The sequence below is a fragment of the Kribbella endophytica genome (genome assembly GCF_054781295.1).
The window spans coordinates 1067973-1087064 of sequence record NZ_BAAGUR010000002.1 but is presented as its reverse complement, the minus strand read 5'-3'; the positions used below and the strand labels follow the sequence as shown (position 1 = coordinate 1087064).

At 69.8% G+C, this 19092-nt stretch carries 19 protein-coding genes; 6 read left to right on the top strand and 13 right to left on the bottom strand.

Features of this window, described 5'->3' with window-relative positions:
- Positions 1-71: 71 nt before the first annotated feature.
- Both ACYVIO_RS23535 and ACYVIO_RS23530 read left to right on the top strand, forming a co-directional pair.
- The gene (locus tag ACYVIO_RS23535) at positions 72-1025 is read left to right on the top strand and encodes a GNAT family N-acetyltransferase (protein ID WP_460653025.1); all 954 of its coding nucleotides are present in this window, start codon (positions 72-74) and stop codon (positions 1023-1025) included.
- Positions 1022-1972 carry a GNAT family N-acetyltransferase gene (locus ACYVIO_RS23530; protein ID WP_460653024.1) on the top strand — a complete coding sequence of 317 codons (951 nt, stop codon included), beginning with the start codon at positions 1022-1024 and terminating at the stop codon, positions 1970-1972. The genes ACYVIO_RS23535 and ACYVIO_RS23530 overlap by 4 nt, the downstream gene beginning before the upstream one ends.
- A 72-nt stretch (positions 1973-2044) precedes the next feature.
- Here ACYVIO_RS23530 and ACYVIO_RS23525 read toward each other — a convergent pair whose 3' ends face one another.
- A complete protein-coding gene (locus tag ACYVIO_RS23525) occupies positions 2045-2644 on the bottom strand; it encodes a hypothetical protein (RefSeq protein ID WP_460653023.1) in 600 nt (199 codons plus the stop codon).
- Positions 2637-3170, bottom strand: a complete 534-nt coding sequence (locus tag ACYVIO_RS23520; protein ID WP_460653022.1) for an RNA polymerase sigma factor — start codon at positions 3168-3170, stop codon at positions 2637-2639. Before ACYVIO_RS23520 ends, ACYVIO_RS23525 begins: the two co-directional genes overlap by 8 nt.
- 65 nt (positions 3171-3235) lie before the next feature.
- Here ACYVIO_RS23520 and ACYVIO_RS23515 point away from each other — a divergent pair, with 65 nt between their 5' ends.
- Together ACYVIO_RS23515 and ACYVIO_RS23510 are read left to right on the top strand one after the other, a co-directional pair.
- The gene (locus tag ACYVIO_RS23515) at positions 3236-3826 is read left to right on the top strand and encodes an ArsR family transcriptional regulator (protein ID WP_460653021.1); all 591 of its coding nucleotides are present in this window, start codon (positions 3236-3238) and stop codon (positions 3824-3826) included.
- A gap of 114 nt (positions 3827-3940) precedes the next feature.
- Entirely contained in the window at positions 3941-5236 is a 1296-nt protein-coding gene (locus ACYVIO_RS23510; protein ID WP_460653020.1) for an MFS transporter, read from the top strand.
- A gap of 248 nt (positions 5237-5484) precedes the next feature.
- Here ACYVIO_RS23510 and ACYVIO_RS23505 read toward each other — a convergent pair whose 3' ends face one another.
- Positions 5485-7062 carry an MFS transporter gene (locus ACYVIO_RS23505; protein ID WP_460653019.1) on the bottom strand — a complete coding sequence of 526 codons (1578 nt, stop codon included), beginning with the start codon at positions 7060-7062 and terminating at the stop codon, positions 5485-5487.
- Positions 7059-7571, bottom strand: coding sequence for a MarR family winged helix-turn-helix transcriptional regulator (locus ACYVIO_RS23500; RefSeq protein ID WP_460653018.1), 513 nt, complete (start codon positions 7569-7571; stop codon positions 7059-7061). The genes ACYVIO_RS23505 and ACYVIO_RS23500 overlap by 4 nt, the downstream gene beginning before the upstream one ends.
- Positions 7572-7784: 213 nt before the next feature.
- Here ACYVIO_RS23500 and ACYVIO_RS23495 point away from each other — a divergent pair, with 213 nt between their 5' ends.
- Positions 7785-8204 carry a hypothetical protein gene (locus ACYVIO_RS23495; RefSeq protein WP_460653017.1) on the top strand — a complete coding sequence of 140 codons (420 nt, stop codon included), beginning with the start codon at positions 7785-7787 and terminating at the stop codon, positions 8202-8204.
- A 57-nt stretch (positions 8205-8261) separates the two neighbouring features.
- Here ACYVIO_RS23495 and ACYVIO_RS23490 read toward each other — a convergent pair whose 3' ends face one another.
- The 7 genes from ACYVIO_RS23490 to priA form a co-directional block, all read right to left on the bottom strand.
- Positions 8262-8867 (bottom strand): MarR family winged helix-turn-helix transcriptional regulator, encoded by a 606-nt coding sequence (locus ACYVIO_RS23490; RefSeq protein WP_460653561.1) that lies wholly within the window; start codon positions 8865-8867, stop codon positions 8262-8264.
- Between the two features lie 5 nt (positions 8868-8872).
- Complete coding sequence (hisF, locus tag ACYVIO_RS23485; RefSeq protein WP_460653016.1) at positions 8873-9634, bottom strand: imidazole glycerol phosphate synthase subunit HisF; 762 nt, start codon at positions 9632-9634, stop codon at positions 8873-8875.
- Positions 9635-9748: 114 nt separating this feature from the next.
- On the bottom strand, positions 9749-10681 hold the full coding sequence (locus tag ACYVIO_RS23480) for a lysophospholipid acyltransferase family protein (protein WP_460653015.1): 933 nt from the start codon (positions 10679-10681) through the stop codon (positions 9749-9751).
- On the bottom strand, positions 10681-12261 hold the full coding sequence (gene larAH / locus ACYVIO_RS23475; RefSeq protein ID WP_460653014.1) for an NPN-dependent hydroxyacid isomerase, LarAH14/15/16 family: 1581 nt from the start codon (positions 12259-12261) through the stop codon (positions 10681-10683). The genes ACYVIO_RS23480 and larAH overlap by 1 nt, the downstream gene beginning before the upstream one ends.
- A 39-nt stretch (positions 12262-12300) precedes the next feature.
- Complete coding sequence (locus ACYVIO_RS23470; protein WP_460653013.1) at positions 12301-13500, bottom strand: zinc-dependent alcohol dehydrogenase; 1200 nt, start codon at positions 13498-13500, stop codon at positions 12301-12303.
- Positions 13497-15800 (bottom strand): HAD-IB family hydrolase, encoded by a 2304-nt coding sequence (locus ACYVIO_RS23465; protein ID WP_460653012.1) that lies wholly within the window; start codon positions 15798-15800, stop codon positions 13497-13499. The genes ACYVIO_RS23470 and ACYVIO_RS23465 overlap by 4 nt, the downstream gene beginning before the upstream one ends.
- Positions 15797-16534 (bottom strand): bifunctional 1-(5-phosphoribosyl)-5-((5-phosphoribosylamino)methylideneamino)imidazole-4-carboxamide isomerase/phosphoribosylanthranilate isomerase PriA, encoded by a 738-nt coding sequence (gene priA, locus ACYVIO_RS23460; protein WP_460653011.1) that lies wholly within the window; start codon positions 16532-16534, stop codon positions 15797-15799. The genes ACYVIO_RS23465 and priA overlap by 4 nt, the downstream gene beginning before the upstream one ends.
- A 123-nt stretch (positions 16535-16657) precedes the next feature.
- Between priA and ACYVIO_RS23455 the strand changes: the two genes are divergently transcribed.
- Positions 16658-17776, top strand: a complete 1119-nt coding sequence (locus ACYVIO_RS23455) for a cytochrome P450 (RefSeq protein ID WP_460653010.1) — start codon at positions 16658-16660, stop codon at positions 17774-17776.
- On the opposite strand, the gene ACYVIO_RS23450 is transcribed toward ACYVIO_RS23455, so the two are convergent.
- Both ACYVIO_RS23450 and ACYVIO_RS23445 read right to left on the bottom strand, forming a co-directional pair.
- The gene (locus tag ACYVIO_RS23450) at positions 17773-18279 is read right to left on the bottom strand and encodes a hypothetical protein (protein ID WP_460653009.1); all 507 of its coding nucleotides are present in this window, start codon (positions 18277-18279) and stop codon (positions 17773-17775) included. The two genes, ACYVIO_RS23455 and ACYVIO_RS23450, sit on opposite strands and share 4 nt — an antisense overlap.
- Before the next feature lie 64 nt (positions 18280-18343).
- Positions 18344-19090, bottom strand: a complete 747-nt coding sequence (locus ACYVIO_RS23445) for a class I SAM-dependent methyltransferase (protein WP_460653008.1) — start codon at positions 19088-19090, stop codon at positions 18344-18346.
- Between the last annotated feature and the right edge of the window lie 2 nt (positions 19091-19092).

The following is a 19092-nucleotide window of genomic DNA, read 5'->3' as shown; positions in this document are numbered from 1 at the left end:
CTCCTCCGCCCCTTCGTGGGCGGAGGAGTAATCGGTTGGACAGGCTCCCGGCGGATGCCGACGATGTGGGGATGAGTGCTGTGCTGCCCGAGCAGCTGTCCTTTCGGCGCCCGACCACCGGTGACGCGGAGGAGATCTTCGCTCTCGTCGCCGCACGGAACACCGCGGTGGTCGGCTTCGCCGACTACACGCTCGACGACATGGTCGACGAGCTGGCCGAACCAGGGTTCGACCTCGACACCGACGCGTGGCTGGTGCACGACGGCGACCAGCTCATCGGCTACGCGACCGTGTTCGGCAAGGGCGACCACCGGGCCGTCGACCTCGAGGTGATCTCCACCGAGCGTGCCGCCGCCGACTGGCTGCTCGACCAGGCACTGCCCCGAGCCGCCGAGTTCGGCCGTGATCACGGGCACCGCGAGATCTCCGTCGACGCGGGCGTCTACCGCACCGACGACGAACAGCGCGCCCTGCTCGCCGACCGCGGCTTCCGTCCCGGTACGACGTTCCACCGCATGCGCATCGACCACCCGGCGCCACCTGAGACCCCCGAGATCCCACCCGGCGTCACCGTCCGCCGGGGCGCGCCTGACGATGCGAGCCGCCGGACGGCACACGCCGTACTGAACTCTGCCTTCGACGGGCAGTTCGGTTTCGTCCCGCGCCCGTACGACGAGTGGGTGGCAGCGCACGAGTCGCGATCGACCTTCGACTGGTCCCAGCTCACGATCCTCGAGCTCGACGGCGAACCGGTCGCGTTCCGCGAGTGCACCGACGAGTTCGTGCCCGACGAGAACTGCAACTACATCGGCCGCCTCGCCGTACTCCCCGAAGCCCGCGGCCGGGGCCTGGCCAAGTTCCTCCTCCGCGACGCCTTCGCCGAGGACGCGGCCGCCGGTCGCGCCGGCACGATCCTGCACGTCGACACCAACAACCCGACTCCTGCCCTCGGCCTCTACATCGCGGTCGGGATGCGAGCCGTCCTCGTCATCGACGCCTGGCGCCTGACCCTGAAGACCGCATGAGCGCCCTCCCCGAGGGTCTCACCGTCCGTCCCGCCGAGCTTGCCGACGCGGCAGCGATCGCCGCGCAGATGGCGGCGTACACGACTCCCCTGCTCGGATTCCCCAAGCACAGCTACGAGAACGTCGCCGACTACCTGCGGGATCCCGCGATCGATCTCGCGACCGGGAGCTGGCTGGTCCATGACGGCGACGAGCTCGTCGGCAGTGCGACCGCGGTGCTGACCGGCGCTCGGCCGCAGGTGGATCTGGATGTGTTCGCGGCGGATCCGGCGATTGCCGCCTGGTTGTTCGCGACAGCCTCGGCGCGGGCTGTCGAGATGGCGCGTACGGCGGGCGTCCCGGAGGTCAAGCTGCACATCGGGCAGCTGCAGCAGGACACCACGGCCGGTCGGATGATCGCCGATGGTGGCTTCACCCGGAGTACGTCGATCCACCTGATGCGGATCGACCACACGGCACCGACCACCGCACCGGAGCCACCCGCGGGCGTGAAGCTCCAGGTCGGCGCAACCGACGAGGCGACCAAACGCGCGGCCCACCGGGTGATCGCCAAGTCCTTCGCGACCCAGCCCGGCGCGGTCCCCCGCCCGTACGACGAGTGGGTGGCGTCACGGGAGTCCCGGTCGGCGTTCGACTGGTCGCAGCTGACCGTCGCCGAACTGGACGGTGAGGCGGTCGGCGTCCGGGAGTGCAGCGACCATTTCCTGTCGAGCGACAACTGCAACTACATCGGCCGCCTCGGCGTACTGGAGTCGGCGCGTGGTCGTGGGCTGGCCAAGTTCCTGCTCCGCGACCAGTTCGCCCGCGACGCAGCGGCCGGTCGCACCGGCACGACCCTGCACGTCGACACGAACAACCCCACCCCCGCGCTCGGCCTCTACCTGTCCGTCGGCATGCGCCCGACCGTCGTCACCGACATCTGGGAGAAGCAGGTCCACCTCGGCTGATCGCAGGCGTTGGGCGGTCAGCAGAGATCGACGGCCTCGCCGGGGCGGTCGCGGTCCGTCCCGGCGAGGGCGTCAGTTCAGCAGCACCCTCTCGCCGGTGGTGCCGGCGATGATGCGGCGGGTGCCGATCACGGTCCGCAGGTCGAGCTGGACCTGGACCGGGCCGGCCTGGGCCTTGAGGCACTCCCCGCCCGCGGGTTCGTCCGGCGCCACCACGTAGCGGTACGCCGCGATCCGGGCCATGGTCGTGTCCTGATCGAGGATCCGGACCATGGTGTGCGGGTAGCAGCCCTCCCCGGTCCCACCGGACCGGGGCGCCACGACCGTCAGTACCGAAGGAGAACCGGGCACCGGCCGCACAGCCGTCACCGGGATCTCCTTCTGCAGCAGCATCAAGGTGCTACCGAACTTGAACTGGGCCGGCGGCGGCCCGTCGTCCGGTACGCCGAGTGTCGGCGTACCGGCGGGAGCGGGCGGCTCGGCGCCGCGCTGGACGTCCTGGGTGACCACCGTGGCGACCGTCGCGACTGCCACCACAGTCGCGACGGCCAGCAGGTTGCGCTGCCGCTTGCGCCGGCGGGCTCCCCGCTCGACGCCGGTGAAGGGCGGGGCCTGCTCGGGGGTCTGGTCGTCGACGTACTCGACGAGCAGGTCGGTCCTCAGCTCAGCCATGGGGCACCTCCTCCTGGACGGCGAGCAGCGGGGCCAGGGCCTGGCGCGCCCTGGCCAGCCGGGACTTCACGGTGCCCGGCGGCACTTGCAGTTCGTCGGCGATCTGGTCGACCGGTAGATCCATCACGTGGTGCAGCACCACCACTGCCCGCTGGGCCGGTGGGATCCTGGCCAGCGCCGCCGCCACGTCGAGTGCGTCCCCGTCCGGTTCACGGACCTCTCCTGTTCTGCCGAGCAACTTGGCAGAGGCTTTCTGCGCGACCTGCTGCCGCCGGAGCCTGCTGATCAGCGTCCGTACGGCGACCGCGCGGACCCAGGCCTCCGGGTCGTCGTACCGGCGGATGCTGTCCCAGCGGCCGAGCAGCTTGACGTAGGCGTCCTGCGCGACCTCTTCCGCGTCCGCGCGGGACCCGCCGATCGACACCAGGACCCCGATCAGCCGCGGCCAGGTCCGGGCGTAGAGCGCCGCGACCTCCGCGTTCGGATCGGTCTCGTTGTGCCTCACACCGCTAACACGCGCTGCCACCGGATCAGGTTCCATCCTTTTCCGAGCTATTGCATCAACGAGATGTGAGAGATTACTCTCGAAACATGTCTCTCAGAAATCCGTACGGCGACTTCGAGGTCACCGACCCGCAGGCCATGCGGGCGCTGGCGCATCCCGTCCGCCTCGCGGCGCTGAGCTACCTGCAGAAGAACGGCCCGGCGACCGCGACCCAGTTGTCCGAGCACGTCGGCGCCTCGCCGTCGGTGACGAGCTGGCACCTGCGGCACCTGGCCGGCTTCGGCCTGGTCACCGACGGGCCACCGCCGGACGGCGTCGGGGACCGGCGGCAGCGCTGGTGGCAGGCGGTCGCGCGCGGGTTCCGGTACGAGATGCCGGAGACCCCCGAGGGCGCCGAGGCCGGACGGCTGCTCCGCGCCGAGTTGATGAACCAGGCGCTCGAGGCTGCCCAGCACTGGCTGGCCGAGACCGAACCCAGGCTCGACCCCGAGTGGAACCGGGCCGGCGGCGGGTCCAACACGCTGCTGCACGTCACCCAGGACGAGCTCGAAAGCCTGGAGAACGCGATCGAGGACCTGCTCGCGCCGTACGTCCGGCGTGGTCCGCAAGGGGCGCCGACCGAAGCCCGGCCGGTCCGGCACCTCCGCATGTTGTTGCCCGAAGCAACCGATAGCTGAGCTTTCCCGCTCCGCCTGCTGCGCCCTTGTGCGCTACTCCCTGCCCTTTTTCACCCTGCCCTGTCCCCTGCCCTGCTTCAGCCTGCCCGGCTGACCCGAACCGAGTGAGGCCCGATGAAGTCCTTGTCCGCCAGCAGCCTGCTGCGCGACCGGCAGTTCCGGACGTTGTGGTCGGCAGACGCCGTCTCGCAGTTCGGCGACCGGGTCAGCGAGCTCGCGCTCCCGCTGATCGCCGTGACCCTGCTCGGCGCCAACGCCTTCGAGACCGGGTTGCTGACCGCCGCGGTCTGGCTGCCCAACCTGCTGTCGCTGTTCATCGGGACCTGGGTCGACCAGCACCGCGACAAGCGGCCGCTGATGATCGCGGCCGACCTGAGCCGGACCGTCGTGCTGCTGTCGCTGCCGGCGGCGTACTGGCTGGATGTCCTGACGCTCGGCCAGCTGTACGCGATCGCGATCCTGGCAGGTACGGCGCACGTCGTGTTCAACACCGCCAACGCGGCGTTCTTCGTCCGCGTCGTCCCGCGGGCGCAGTTCCTGGAGGCGAACAGCAAGCTGTCGGCGACGCGGTCGTTCTCGTTCATGGCCGGGCCGGCGGTCGGCGGCGTGCTCGTGCAGTGGCTGACCGCGCCGGTGGCGATCGTGGTGGACGCGTTCTCGTTCCTGTTCTCGGCGTTCCAGGTCTCGCGGTTGAAGGTCGAGCCAGGCGCTGCCGACGAGACGACCGAGTCGCTGTGGCGGCGGGCGGGTGAAGGCATGGGGTACCTGATGCGGCACCCGTACCTGCGCAGCAGCCTGGCGTGCGCGACGACGGTGAACTTCTTCAACATGATCGGAATGGCGCTGCTGGTGCTGTTCGCGAGCCGGAACCTCGACCTGTCCGCGGGGACGATCGGTCTGGCGTTCGGCGTCGGTGCTTCTGGCGGCCTGCTCGGCGCTATTGCCGCCGCTCCCCTGACGCGGTTGCTGGGTGCTGGACGGTTGATTGCGATCGCCGCAGTGGTCTTCCCGGCCTCGATCGGCATCCTCGCTCTGGGCAGCGGTCCGCTCTGGGCCCGGGCCGGTGCGCTGGTGGCAGCCGAGTTCGTCGGGTCGTTCGCGGTGATGTGCTTCGACGTACCGCTCAACTCGCTGCAGGCCGCCGTCATGCACGACCACATGCGGAGCCGGGTCGTCGGGGCGTTCGCCAGCATCAACTACGGCGTACGGCCGCTTGGTGCGGTGATCGGTGGTGCGCTGGGCACGTGGATCGGGGTGCGGGAGACGCTGCTGATCTCGGCTGCCGGAGGAGCATTGTCGGTGCTCTGGTTGCTGCGGTCGCCGATCATCACCACCAAGACCCTCGACAACCTGCAGCCACCAGAAGGCGTCCTGGCGACAAGCGAACCCACAAGCACAAGCAAGGTCTGAGACCCCCACCACAACAAGTACCGACCACCGAATCGGTGGCCAGTACTTGTTCGCCTCAGGCCCACACCTCTCAGGTACCAGCCCCCGATCAGGGGCTGGTACTTGTTCGACTCAGGCCTGCACCTCTCAAGTACCAGCCACCGATCGAGGGCCGGTACCTGTTCGACTCAGGCCTACACCTCTCAAGTACCAGCCACCGATCGAGGGCCGGTACTTGAGAGGTTCGCGGGTGAGGGCTGCTTCTCGGACTAATCCAGTTCGATGGGTTCTTCGAGCTTGGCGACGGTGGTCCTCAGCGGGACCTCCTTGATGAAGAAGACCGCGATCAGGCTGACCACCGCGCACGCGGCGGCGATCAGGAAGATGCGACCGGTGGCGTCGCCGTACGACTGGCGGACGAGCTCGGCCAGCTGCGGCGGCAGGTGGTTGACGTCGAGGAGGCTGGTGCCACCACCGTCCTGGAGCTTGCCGGCTGCGGCAGCTCCACCGGGACCGTGCAGGACGCCCTCGATCAGCAGGTCCTTGACCCGGGTCGCGAGGACCGCGCCGAGGACCGAGACGCCGACCGCACCGCCGAGGCTGCGGAAGAACGAGACCGACGCGCTGGACGCACCGATCTGGCTGACGTCGACGGTGTTCTGCACCGCGAGCACCAGGTTCTGCATCATCATGCCCATGCCGATGCCCATCGACAGCATGCCGAGACCGACGTACCAGTACGGGCTGGTGTGGTCGATCGTGCCGAGCACGACCAGGCCCGCCACCAGCAGCACGCCGCCGGCGATCAGGTAACGCTTCCACTTGCCGTACCGGGTGATCATCTGGCCCGAACCCACCGAGCCGATGAACGACCCGAGCATCATCGGGATGGTCAGCAGACCGGCCTCGGTCGGGCTGTACCCGCGGGCGATCTGGAAGTACTGGCCGAGGAACAGCGCGCTGCCGAACATCGCGACACCGACCGACAGGCTGGCCACGATCGCCAGCGCGGTGGTCCGCTCACGGACGACCTTCAGCGGGACCAGCGGCTCGGCCGCCCGGGTCTCCACGAACACGGCGAGGACGCCGAACAGGATCGTGCCGCCGACGAACAGCGCCGACTGCCAGGAGATCCAGCCGAAGTCGTGACCGGCGAAGGTCACCCAGATCAGCGGGAGGCTCGCGGCGGCGCTGATCATGATCGCGCCGAGGTAGTCCATCCGCACGCGGCGCTTGATCACCGGCAGGTGCAGGTACTTCTGCAGTACGACGAGGCTGACGACGGCGAGCGGGACGCAGACGTAGAAGCACCAGCGCCACCCGAGCCAGCTGGTGTCGACGATGACACCGCCGATGAGCGGACCGCTGACGGTCGCGACCGCCATCACCGCACCCATGTAGCCGGAGTACCGGCCGCGGCTGCGGGGCGGGATCGCCGCGCCGATGATCGCCTGCGCGAGCGCCATCAGGCCACCCATCGCCAGGCCCTGCAGGACGCGCGCGCCGATCAGGAACGACATGCTGTGCGCCATGCCGGCCAGTGCGGAGCCGACGACGAACAGCGAGATCGCCAGCTGCACCAGCAGCTTCTTGCTCATCAGGTCCGACAGCTTGCCCCAGATCGGGGTGGACACCGTCGTCGCGAGCAGGCTCGCGGTCAGGACCCAGGTGTACTGCGTCTGGCTGCCCTGGAGGTCCGCGGTGATCGTCGGCAGGGCGTTGCTGACGATCGTCGAGCTGAGCATCGCCGTGAACAGCGCGGCGAGCAGCCCGACGAGGATCTCCAGGATCTCGCGGTGGGTGAGTTCCGGCGCGGCAGGGGCCGGCCGGGTCTCGGTGACAGTCATCTTTCTCCAGTCGAAGTGGTGGGACGCCTCACGGACGTGGCAGCCGCGGTCACTGCGCCGGCAACCTTGTGCAGGGTCTCGGCGGCGGCTGCCATGTCGTCGTCGTTCCAGTCGGCCAGGGCCGAGCGCAGTTGCCGGGTGTAGTTGGCGTACAGGGCCTCGAGGCGCTCCAGCCCGGTCGGCGAGAGCGCGACCAGAGAGACCCTGGCGTCGGCGGGATCGGGCCGACGGCTCACCAGGCCGTCGGCTTCGAGCGTGGTCAGCTGACGGCTCACGACGGACGCGTCGACGCCGAGCTTGGTCGCGATCTCTCCGCCGCGCTGCTCGCCGTCCTTGGCCAGGACCTTCAGCACGCTCGCGTCGGCCCGCCGCAACCCGGAGTCGGGCCACAGGTGCCGGTGCTCGATACACCGCACGGCGCGGATCAAAGAGCTGACGCCCTCGAGAACGTCCTGCGCCGGCGCGTCCCGTTCAACCCCCGGGACAGAGGCTTGCTGGGCTAGTTGCATAACCCAACTATATACCTGATTAGTTGGTTTCCACAACCATTATTCACGCAGCGACATGAGAGTCACCGTGTGTGATGAGCTGTTGAGAAATCCGTCGTCCGACGGACCCGATCTCCCCCGCGCGGGGGACTCGGGATCGTTCCGTTCTCGGCAGGGTCGGGATCGACAGCGGACGGCAACCGGCGGTCCGCCGAACCACTGGAGTTCTTCACCATGAGCAACGGACGACGCACCCTCGGGCTGGCGGTCGCCACCGGACTCACCGCGGTCACCGCCGCCGCCCTGACCCCGGCCACGGCGACGGCCAGTCAGGACACCGGCATGGCGACCGTGACGCACAAGAGCTGCAAGGACGAGACCCATCGCGGCGCGGAGGGGCTCTTCAACGCCAAGGGCGACTGGTTCACGATTCGCGACACCTGCAACGACGGTCACTCGGCCCAGCTGCAGGTCGACATGTCGCCGCTCGGCGGGACCGACTGGAGGTTCACCCTGACCACCGGGTGGGGTGACGAGCAGACGTTCCAGCGCGAGAACCTGCCGGAGAACCGGAACATCAGAGTCCGCGTCTGTGTCACCGACGGCAGCTCCCACGTCGTCAACTGCGGCGGCTGGCAACACGGCGAGACCTGAGTACGACGCCGGCCTGGTCGTGCGGGAGGCGGCGGCTTTGTTCGCCGTCTCCCCCGGTCAGCTCAGGTCGGTGTTGAGGCGGCTGAGGAGGCGGGCCAGGTCGGTCAGGTCGGCGCTGTCCCAGCGGTCGAGGATGGCGCGGAACTCGGCCTGGCGCTGGGCGCGCATTGCGTCGTACCCGTCGGCGCCGGCCGTCGTCATCCGCAGCAGGCGGGCGCGGCCGTCGTCGGGGTCGCCGACGCGTTCGATCAGACCGAGGGTCTCGAGCTGGGACAGCCCGCGGCTGACCGTCGACTTGTCGAGGCCGAGCGCCTGGGCGACATCGGAAGCCCGTACGCCGGCGCCACCGCCCGCCGTCCCGAGGTCGATCTGCGAGATCAAGGCATACCCGGCAGCATCCATCTCCGGGTGCACCCGCCGAGCCAACAGCATCTGCGCGGAGCGCGCCCGGCGAAGCAGGATCGACAACTCCTGCTCGACGTCGGCGATCAGCTCCGGCGGACGCCCGGTCGACCGGCCGGTGGTGGGACCGGCGCCCGCGGGCCGCCCGGCGGCCGGAGCGCCGGTGGACGGCGTCCGCGCGCCAGATCCCGCGTCGGCAGCAGCCGCGGTGGCGACAGCGGCCGTCGTACCGGACGCGGAATCGGGGCGCTGGGCAACCATTTCGTTCACCGGACCACGATGCCGGCGTCGCGGAGGGCCTTCTTCACGTCGGCGATCCGCAGGTCGCCGAAGTGGAAGACGCTCGCGGCGAGCAGCGCGTCGGCGCCGGCCTCGACCGCGGGCGGGAAGTGCTCGGGCGCGCCCGCTCCCCCGCTGGCGATCAGCGGGACGTCGACCACCGCGCGGACCGCGCGGATCAGTTCCAGGTCGAAGCCCTTTTTGGTGCCGTCGGCATCCATCGAGTTCAGCAGGATCTCGCCCGCGCCGAGCTCGGCGCCCTTGCGGGCCCACTCGATCGCGTCCAGCCCGGCCGACTTCCGCCCGCCGTGCGTCGTCACCTCGAACCCGCTCGGCTGCTCGGCCGACCGCCGTACGTCGAGCGACAGCACGAGCACCTGGTTGCCGAAGCGGTGCGCGATCTCCTCGATCACCGCGGGCCGGTGGATCGCGCCGGTGTTGATCCCCACCTTGTCCGCGCCCGCGCGCAGCAGCCGGTCCACGTCCGCGGCCTCGCGCACGCCACCACCGACGGTGAGCGGGATGAAGACCTGCTCGGCGGTCCGCCCGACCACGTCGTACGTCGTCTCGCGCGATCCGGACGACGCGGTGATGTCGAGGAAGGTCAGCTCGTCGGCGCCCTCACCGTCGTACAGCTTGGCCATCTCGACCGGGTCGCCGGCGTCGCGCAGGTTGACGAAGTTGACACCCTTGACCACCCGCCCGGCATCGACGTCCAAGCAGGGAATCACACGCACGGCGAGAGTCACGGGGACAAGGCTAGCGAGCAGGTCCAGCAGTCACCGCATCTGACCCCGGCACACGACGAGCGCGGAGCACCTGTCAGCAGGTGCTCCGCGCTCGGTCGGTGAGTGGTGCAGGTCCTACTTCCAGGCCCTGCGCTTGCTCGTCGAGCCCTTGATCGGGGTGGTCGACTCCCACACCCGGCGCCAGCGAGCGGCATCCGGACCCGACTGTGACGGCGAAGCGCCCGTCGCGACGCGGCGACGGGCCTCGTACCAGGTGGTCGACTCCTCATCGAGCAGCGCCGACACCGCGGCGGAGATGCGCGGCGCGAACTCGCGGGCGCTCTCTCCCTCGGCGGCGTGCAGCGGGTCGCCGTACCGGACGGCGACCGTCGGGCGCCCCGGAACCGGCCAGCCGCGGCCGCGCGGCATCGCGGCGAACGAGCCCTTGATGCCGACCGGGATGATCGGCACGTTGTGCTCGACGGCAAGGTACGCCGCGCCCATCCGGAAGCGTTCCATCCAGCCGTCGGGCGAGCGGGTGCCCTCGGGGAAGACCACCACGTTCCACCCGTCGGCGAGCAGGTCGCCCGGCGTCGCGCTGAGCTTGCCGCCGCGGCGCTCGATCGGGAACGTGTTGAACACGATCGCCGACGCGGTCGCCCGCCACCAGGTGTCGAAGAAGTAGTCCGCGGCCGCCGCGACGGCGGTCTTGCGGCGCATCGCGTCCGGCAGCGTGCAGAGCACCAGCGGGGTGTCCAGGTGCGACGAGTGGTTGGCCACGATCAGCGCCGGGCCGTCCAGCTTGAGCAGCGAGTCCAGGCCGCTGACCTGCGGGTTCACCTCGAACCGCAGGACCGAGTTGAGCGCGCCCTTCTGCAGCACCTCACGGACCGCGATCGCGGCCGGAGTCCGGGCCCACCGGGTCGGGAAGACCGAGGACTCCTTCGGGATCACGTACGGCTCGGCCGAGCGCGGGACCTGCGTCCGCCGGCCCCACCGCCAGCCGCGCGCGACCTGCTTGACGTCGCGGGCGGTGTCCCGCCCGAACTTCACCAGGTTCGTCCCCATCAGCGAACGTCCGCGAGCAGGTGCGGCGGGTTGTGCAGGTAGGTGATCGACGGCGACCGGCCGACCGAGTGGCTGACCATCTCCAGCGCGTCCTGCAGCGTCGAGGCGGACCGGAAGCCCATCCGCTCGACGGTCTTGCGGTTCGCGCCGACCCAGACGATGTCGCCGCAGTGGTCCAGGGCGTGGCTGATCCAGTACCACATGTAGAACGGGTGCACGCCGTGGTAGGCGTACGACGTCCGGTACAGGTGGATGTACCACGGGTCCTCGGCGTACTGCTTCTCGAACTTCGCCTCGATGGTGGCCGGGTCGGTCGACTCCGACAGCACCTCCTCGAAGAAGTCCACGTACGACGGGTGGTGCAGCTGGCTGAACTCGTAGTCGACCGGGTGGTACAGGATCACCGCGCCGTCCTTGCGGACGATCGGGTTGCCCCGGTAGGAGTTGAAGTAGTAGCCGAGCCCCATGCAGGCGGCCAGGATCGGGTTCATCACCGAGTTCACGTTGTACGGGCCGACGAACGGCACGCCCATGATCGCGACGTCGGACTGGCCCTGCACCTCGACCAGGTGCTGCTTGTGCACGTTCTCGATGGTCTTGTCGTGCACCGGCTCGATCTTGCCGGCGTGGATCCCGGTCAGCCCGTAGTTCGCGCGGACGTCCTGGAAGATCTTGCGCCGGGCCTTGGACGGGGCCAGCGCGAGACCGCGCTTGGCGCCGAGCATCGCGGCCTGGTCCTTGATCGACCACTCCCACTCGCGCTTCTGCAGGAACTCCAGCGGCCCGCCGAAGATGTCGTTGTTCAGCGTGGTCTCGATCTGGAAGACCTTGACGTGCTCGGTGAGGATCTCGCCCATCCGCCAGGCCGAGTGGTGCATCTTCGAGGCCTTGTGGTCCATGAAGGACCGCGAGTGGATCATCGTGTGGCTGTTGTGGTGGTGCTTCAGCGACTTGTACGACGCCAGCCCGATCGACGTCGACTTGTGGCCGCCGTCCATCGCCACCAGGTTCACGTTCACGTAGACCAGCAGGTCGGACTCGGCCGCCCGCTTGGAGATCTCGACGTCCTCGCCGTGCCGGGTCTGGCCCAGGTGGGTCAGGTTCTCGGTGTCCTCGGCGTCGAAGTTGTACAGCTTGCCGTCGGGGAAGAACGACCGGAAGACCCGCTCGCCGACGATGTCGCGCAGCTCGTTCGGGGTGAGCCGGCGGTGCAGCGCGTTGGCCGAGATCAGCTCGACGTCGTCGACGCCGGCGTCGGCGGCCATCGTCAGGACGGCCTCGATGATCCGCTGGCGGATGTCGGGCTTCTTCATCGGCGGCAGCGGCAGCGAGATGTCGTCGAACGCGATCGTCAGCCGCATCCCCGGCCGCAGCAGCTCCGGCAGCGGCTCGGACTCCAGCGGGTGGAGCAGCGCGTTCTGGATCGCTTCCTCGACGTCGCGCACCGGCGGCAGCGCCTCCGGCGGGTACACGACCCGCGTACCGAGCGGGAACCGCTCCAGCAGGAAGCCCTCACCGTTGTGCACGAGCAGCGGCGGCGTCCGGTCGTCCACCTCAAGCACAAACCCTGGCCGAGACATGTCAGAACCTCTCTCGTCGTACGTTCAGCAGCGGAGCCGTCATGAGGCCCTCACATCGAAGGCCACCTTCACGGTGCCCAGGCGGCCGGCGGACTGGGCGTGGTCCAACGCCTCACGCCACCGGTAGAGCGGGTACCGCGCGCCGACCACGCCGTCCAGCGGCGCCTTCGCGGCGATCTCCAGCGCGGTCTCGAAGGCGGGCCGGTCGTTCGGCTCCTCCCGCGAGGACGCGTACGTTCCGGTCAGCTCCAGCTCGCGGAACCACACCGGCGACAGGTCCGCACCCGTCGACGGCATCCCGGCCAGGACCACCCGGCCACCGGCCTTGGTGACCCGCAGCACGGTGTCGATCGAGTCCTTGCTGCCGACCGCGTCGACGGCGATGTCGACGCCGCCGAGCAGGAACTCCTTGGCGTTCAGCTCCGGCTTGAGCCGGAAGGCGCCGGTCGCCCGGCGTACTCCGCGGAAGACCTCGTCGGGAGCGACCACATCGCTGGCACCGAAGGCCTTGGCCAGCTCACGCTGCTTGGGGTGCTTGGCGACGACCGTGATCCGGCCGGCCTGCGTCAGCTCGCGCAGCGCGAGGGTCGCGAACAGCCCGACCGCTCCGGCTCCGCTGACCAGGACCGACTGGCCCGGCTGGACCTTGACGCGCAGCGCGGTGTGGACCGCACCCGCCAGGGGCTCGACCAGTACGGCGCGCTCGTCCGAAAGACCCTCCGGTACGGCGTACAGCTGGCTGCGGTGGGCAACCATCACGTTGCCCCAACCGCCACCGGTGTCCTGACAGAAGCCGGTCTGCAGACCCGGCGCGACGTGGCCGACGGTGATCCGGTCGCAGCGGTTGGTGCGGCCGGTCGCACAGCTCTCGCACGGCTCGACACCGCGCGCGGCACAGGTCAGGACCGAGTCCATCACCACGCGGGTGCCCTTGGGCAGGTCCTCGCAGTCCTCCAGCAGTTCGCCGACGATCTCGTGACCGGGCACGAACGGCATCGACACCAGCGCCGAGAAGTACAGCTTGGTGTGGCCCGTGACCATGCCGAGGTCGGAGCCGCAGATGCCGGACAGGATCGGCCGGATCCGGGCCCAGCCCTCGCGGTCGGACTTCGGCTCGCTGATCGTGACGAGTCGCAGCGGTGCCGCCGGGCCGGTGAGCACACCCGGGATCCGGCTGCCGACCGCCTTCGCGGCCAGGTACTTGGCCGGAGAGCGGTACATCTCCAGGGCGAGCATCATCGGGCGTTCACCCCGGGGATCTCCAGACGTGAGGATGTGGTGGGCGTCTTCCAGTCCACGATCTGCCAGCGCGCGGCCCGGGCGGCCCGGAACAGCGAGACGTCCGGCGAGACGGCGACCGGGTTGCCGACGGCGGCCAGCATCGGCAGGTCCGAGTGGCTGTCGGCGTAGGCGTACGACCTGGACAGGTCGATGTTCGTGCCGCGGGCGCGGTGCTTGATCCAGGCCGCCCGGGACTCGCCGACCAGCGGCGGGCCGGACAGGTAGCCGGTGCAGCGGCCGCGGTCGTCGACGGCCAGCTCGGCCGCGACGATCTCGTCGAACAGCGGCTCCAGCGGCCGGGTCAGCGGCCGGACCGCGCCGGTGATCAGGATCGTCTTGTGGCCGGCCGCGCGGTGCTCACGGATCCGCCGTACGGCGTCACCGCTGAGTCGCTCCAGCACGTGCTCGGCCAGGACCTCGTCGACGATCCGGTTCAGCTCTTCCAGGTCGGCGCCCTCGTACCGGCGGTAGATGGTCCGCAGGAACGTGCCGCGGTCCTTGCGCTCGGCCGAGATCAGCTTCGGCAGCTTGCGCAGCATCGCGCCGAGCTCACCGACCCGCTGGTGGCTGTCCAGCTCGGGCAGCCGCATCCACAGGTAGGTCTCGATCACGTTCGACGACAGCAGCGTGCCGTCCATGTCGAAGGCCGCGATGATCTCGGCGTCCTCCGACGGCTGGACCTTCTTCAGGACGCCGGCGTTCTCGGCCAGGGACTTGTTGCGCTTCTTCCGTACGACGTCCAGCCGGCGCATCGACTCCGTGACGCTCGGGCAGTGCAGCTCCTGCAGGTAGTACTGCCAGTCGACGACCGAGGTGTCGCAGGCGAACTTCTCCTGGTCGTCACCCTCGAGGGCGTTGTGCAGGGCGAGCACGTTGTCGTCGATGAACTGCAGCTCGGCCTGCGCGTACTCGGAGTACAGGTCCATGTAGCGGCGCAGGAAGTCGAGCCGGCGCTTCTGCACGTCGAGCTCGCGCGCGTACTTGCGGACCCGCTCGCTGCGCGGAACCGTGGTGATGATCCGGTCGGCGATCTTGTGCGCCTTCTCGCCGTACCGCAGCATGCTCTCGACCGAGTCGCCGCCGGGGAACTTCCAGACCGGCAGCCGGACCGCGCCACGCTCGCCCAGGTCGAACGGGTGCTTGGAGAAGTAGGCGCGCACGCCGGCGTACAGCTGCTCGAAGGTCAGCGGGTTCCGGGCGCCGGAGCTGACGTGGTAGTACTCCGGCTTGCTCAGCTCGGGCTCGGTCGCCATCACCGCGCAGATCGCGCCGACCACGTGGTCGACCGGGATGATCTCGACGACGGAGTCGGGGCTGGCCGGGAACTCCGGCAGCTCGCCGCGGCCGTAGGCCAGGATCAGCGGCTCGGCCATCTTGAAGCCCTCGATCCAGCCCGGGTGCGGGCTCTGCACCGCGGACTCGATGATGGCCGGCCGGACGATCGAGGTCGGGAACTTGGCCGCGAACTCCTCGACCACGCGCTCGCCGAGCGCCTTGGTGAAGGTGTAGCAGTCGGTCCAGCCGAGGCTGCGGGCCCGCTCGGTGCCGGTCTCGACCAGCTTCTTGGCCACCCACTCGGTGCGGCGGCGCTCGGTGTCGGCGGCGGCGGTCAGGTGACCGGCGCGGCGGTGCAGCTTCTCGGAGTCCTTGCGGAACTTGGTCAGCATCGCGGCCGAGCGCGACATGCCCTCGATCCGGGACTTCATCTCCATCCCGGCCGCGGCCTCGCTGCGCCAGTCGACGGTGTGCTCGACCGGGGCCTCCGGGATCGCGCCGCGACGACGTCCGGCGGTGTACGCCGTGGAGATGTGCACGTAGTGGATCGAGTGGCCGTCGACGGCCCGGCTCTGGTCGATCCGCTCGAGCAGGCTCTTGGTGCCGAGCACGTTGGTGGTGAACGCCTCGTGGATCGGCGGGTCGAAGCTGACGTCGCCGGCGCAGTGCACGACGATGTCGAGATCGGTCGGCAGCTCCGGTACGTCGGACAGGTCGCCCTCGACGACCTGGACCCGGGCCGCGGACAGCGCCTCGGCGTCGGCGTACGGGGTGCCCTCGCCGTAGAACGGCTTGAAGATGTCCTTCTTCAGCAGCTGGGCCATCCGGTCGGTGCCCTTGAGCGAGCCCTTCGGCCGGATGATCGCGACCACCGTCGTGCCCGGCAGCTCACCGATCATGCGGTGCAGCAGTGCCTCACCGACGAACCCGGTCACACCGGTGACCAGGACCTTCTTGCCGTCCAGCTTGTCGGCAAGCCTCACTTGTCGCCTCCACGGGTGAGTTCGAGTGCCTCGGTCAGGGTGAACGCGCCGGCGTACAGGGCCTTGCCGACGATGACGCCCTCGACGCCGTCCTTCACGAGCGTGCTCAGTGCTGTCAGGTCGTCAAGGCTCGAGACGCCGCCGGAGGCGACGATCGGCTTGGCGGTGCGCGCGCACAGGTCGCGGTAGAGGTCCAGGTTCGGGCCCTGGAGCATGCCGTCCTTGGTCACGTCGGTGACGACGTACCGCTCGCAGCCGGCCTTCTCCAGACGGTCGAGCACCTCGTAGAGGTCGCCGCCCTCCTTGGTCCACCCGCGCGCGGCCAGCGTCCGGCCGCGGACGTCCAGGCCGATCGCGACCCGGTCGCCGTACTGCGCGATGATCCGGTCGCACCACTCCGGGTCCTCCAGCGCGGCGGTGCCGATGTTGACCCGGCGGGCGCCGGTCGCGAGGGCGGCCTCCAGCGACGCGTCGTCGCGGATCCCGCCGGACAGCTCCACCTGGACGTCGAGCTTGCCGGTGACGTCGGCGAGCAGTTCACGGTTGCTGCCCCGGCCGAACGCGGCGTCGAGGTCGACCAGGTGGATCCAGTCGGCGCCGGCTTCCTGCCACGCCATCGCGGCGGCCAGCGGGTCGCCGTACGAGGTCTCGCTGCCGGCCGCACCCTGCACCAGCCGAACCGCCTGCCCGTCCGCCACATCGACGGCAGGCAGCAGCACCAGGTTCTCAGACATGGCCCACACCCTAGATGCCCAAGGTTCTGGTTTCGTAACCCACTGCCCCGCTGAGTCGTTGAGATCCGATCTGTCTCAGCAATACCAGTGAGGGTTGTGGTCTGCCCCGCTACGCTCTTGGTGATGGTGACTTTGGCGGAGCTCGAGGAGTCGCCGCACGCGGCGCTCGCGGCCGTGCGGCCGGTCGGTTGGGTGGACGCGCTCGACGCGTGGGTGGTGAGTGGGCGCGAGCTCGCGGTGCGGGTGATGCGGGATCCGGTGACGTTCACCGTCGACGATCCGCGCTTCTCCACCGCCCAGGTCGTCGGGCCGTCGATGTTGTCGCTGGACGGTACGGCGCACTCGGCGCACCGGGCGCCGTTCGAGCACGCCTTCGGGCTGGCGGAGACGCGGGCGCGGTTCACCGGGCCGGTCTCGGAGACCGTTTCTTCCTTGGTGGCGGCCTTTGCCGCGGACGGCTCGGCGGATTTACGCCGTGCGCTCGCCGGTCCGTTGTCCGTGGCCGTGGTGGCCTACTCGCTCGGGTTGCCGCCGGCCTCGTCCGACACCGTGCTCGGGTGGTACGAGGCGATCTCGGACTCGGTGACCGGTGTCGCGGCCGGGCGGCGGGTGACCGCGGCCGGGGCCGAGGCGTTCGGGCGGCTGCACGCGCATGTTGCCTCAGGCATCGAGTCGTCGGACTCGCTGGTCGCCGAGGCGGCGCACGCGGGCCTGGGCGTGGACGAGGTGGTGGCGAACGCGGCGGTGCTGATGTTCGGCGGGATCGAGACCACCGAGGGCATGATCACCAACTGCCTGTGGCACCTGCTCACGCATCCCGCGCAGCTCGACTCGGTGCTGGCCGATCCGTCGTTGCTGCCGAACGCGCTGGAGGAGTCGCTGCGGCTCGAGCCCGCGGCCGCTGTGGTCGATCGGTACGCGACTGAGGACGTCGAGCTGGCCGGCTGCTCGATCCGTCGTGGCGATCTCGTCACCGTCTCGCTGGCGGGCGCCGGTCGCGATCCTTCGATCTTCGCTTCGCCGGACGACTTCGACGTACGGCGTACGAACGCCCGGCGGCATCTGGCCTGGGCCAGCGGACCGCACATCTGTCTCGGCATGCACCTGGCGCGGCTCGAAGCTCTCACCGCTCTGCGGGCTGCTCTGGCGTTGCCTGGGTTGCGGCTCGCCCCGTCGTCTCCTCCCCCGCGCGGGCTGGTCTTCCGGAAGCCTTCAGCGGCGAAAGTGCACTGGGACCTTTAGTGCTCTTGGTGCCAGTACGACGCCGTAGCTGAGGTCTGCTTGCGGATCACGTCCGGCGCCGGCTCGGCGGGCCAGAGCTGGAGCAGGTAGCGGTCGACGACCGGCTCGTCGGCACTGACCACGTCGACCTCCTTGCCCTTGTCCATGTCGGCGGCGCAGTAGCGGGCCCGGTAGCTGACGACCGGCAGCTCGGTCGACACGTACATCCCGGCGTCCAGCCCGTGCAGCACCAGCTCGGGACCGACCGGCTCGAAGGAGACCTCGACGATCTCCTCCCAGGTGTCGTCCAGCGCCGGCTCGGCGTCGAGCCGCTCGACCCGGAGCCCGACCTCGCCGCTGTGCAGGCCCGTGATCAGCAGCAGCCGTCCGGACTGGGCGCCACCGCAGAGGCCGTTGACCTGACCGCGCCGGGCGTCGTCGAAATCAGGCCAGTCCACCCCACCGGTCATCAGGTAGATCTGGCCGAAGGTCAGGCCCATCCGCCCGTCGAAGATCGTCGTCATGTCGCGACCCTAGGTCGGCGAACCGACCCGGAGCAGAGGATCTGCACGAACGGGCAGAACCTGGCTAACGCCTGAGCACCATGACGGTTGCCGGGATCACCGGGGTCGGCCGGTCCGGATCCGCCTCGGCGTCGCGGCGGAACTGTTCGAAGCCGGCCTCGATCTCGTCGGCCGGCAGGTGCTCGAACGTCGACAGCGCTTTCGTGCTCACCCGCTCGTACAGCGTCGTGAGGGTGCGGTGCCGTTCGGCCTCGACCACGCGCACCTCCGCGTCCGGGACGAGGTTCGCGGCCCGGGCCATCCGCTCGGTCTCCTCGACCGTCCGGTACATCGCGGCATCGACCGCCGGAGCCGACGGGAAGTACTTGTACCAGGGCAGGTCCGGCATCCGGTCCGCGAACTGGCTGCGCAGCAGCACGACTCCCCCGGGCCTGAGCACGCGATGCAGTTCGTGGAGCGCCTGCTGCTGGTCGGTGAAGTGGTGGAAGGACAAGTACAGCAACGCCACGTCGACCGACGCGTCCGGCAGCGGGATCGCCTCGGCGGTTCCTTCGAGGTAGGTGACGCCGGGATGGGCCGGCGCCTGCTCGCGCATCCGCGCCGAAGGCTCCACGCCGTACGCCGGACCGCCGAACGTCTCGGCCAGCGCGCCGGTGAAGCGGCCGGTCCCCGAGCCGAGATCGAGGACCGTCAACGGGCGCTCGGGCGGTGCGACCTCGGCGTACGCGCGCATCCAGGCGTCGATCGTTTCCTGGTCAACCGCGCGGCCGGCGGCGTAGACGCTGTGCAGGCGGTCGTCGTAGTCGACCATGG

Coding starts and splice junctions, on each gene's coding strand:
- ACYVIO_RS23535 (WP_460653025.1), top strand. CDS start 72: ATGAGTGCTGTGCTGCCCGAGCAGCTGTCCTTTCGGCGCCCGACCACC.
- ACYVIO_RS23530 (WP_460653024.1), top strand. CDS start 1,022: ATGAGCGCCCTCCCCGAGGGTCTCACCGTCCGTCCCGCCGAGCTTGCC.
- ACYVIO_RS23525 (WP_460653023.1), bottom strand. CDS start 2,644: ATGGCTGAGCTGAGGACCGACCTGCTCGTCGAGTACGTCGACGACCAG.
- ACYVIO_RS23515 (WP_460653021.1), top strand. CDS start 3,236: ATGTCTCTCAGAAATCCGTACGGCGACTTCGAGGTCACCGACCCGCAG.
- ACYVIO_RS23510 (WP_460653020.1), top strand. CDS start 3,941: ATGAAGTCCTTGTCCGCCAGCAGCCTGCTGCGCGACCGGCAGTTCCGG.
- ACYVIO_RS23505 (WP_460653019.1), bottom strand. CDS start 7,062: ATGACTGTCACCGAGACCCGGCCGGCCCCTGCCGCGCCGGAACTCACC.
- ACYVIO_RS23500 (WP_460653018.1), bottom strand. CDS start 7,571: ATGCAACTAGCCCAGCAAGCCTCTGTCCCGGGGGTTGAACGGGACGCG.
- ACYVIO_RS23495 (WP_460653017.1), top strand. CDS start 7,785: ATGAGCAACGGACGACGCACCCTCGGGCTGGCGGTCGCCACCGGACTC.
- ACYVIO_RS23490 (WP_460653561.1), bottom strand. CDS start 8,867: ATGGTTGCCCAGCGCCCCGATTCCGCGTCCGGTACGACGGCCGCTGTC.
- ACYVIO_RS23480 (WP_460653015.1), bottom strand. CDS start 10,681: ATGGGGACGAACCTGGTGAAGTTCGGGCGGGACACCGCCCGCGACGTC.
- larAH (WP_460653014.1), bottom strand. CDS start 12,261: ATGTCTCGGCCAGGGTTTGTGCTTGAGGTGGACGACCGGACGCCGCCG.
- ACYVIO_RS23470 (WP_460653013.1), bottom strand. CDS start 13,500: ATGATGCTCGCCCTGGAGATGTACCGCTCTCCGGCCAAGTACCTGGCC.
- priA (WP_460653011.1), bottom strand. CDS start 16,534: ATGTCTGAGAACCTGGTGCTGCTGCCTGCCGTCGATGTGGCGGACGGG.
- ACYVIO_RS23455 (WP_460653010.1), top strand. CDS start 16,658: ATGGTGACTTTGGCGGAGCTCGAGGAGTCGCCGCACGCGGCGCTCGCG.
- ACYVIO_RS23450 (WP_460653009.1), bottom strand. CDS start 18,279: ATGACGACGATCTTCGACGGGCGGATGGGCCTGACCTTCGGCCAGATC.
- ACYVIO_RS23445 (WP_460653008.1), bottom strand. CDS start 19,090: ATGGTCGACTACGACGACCGCCTGCACAGCGTCTACGCCGCCGGCCGC.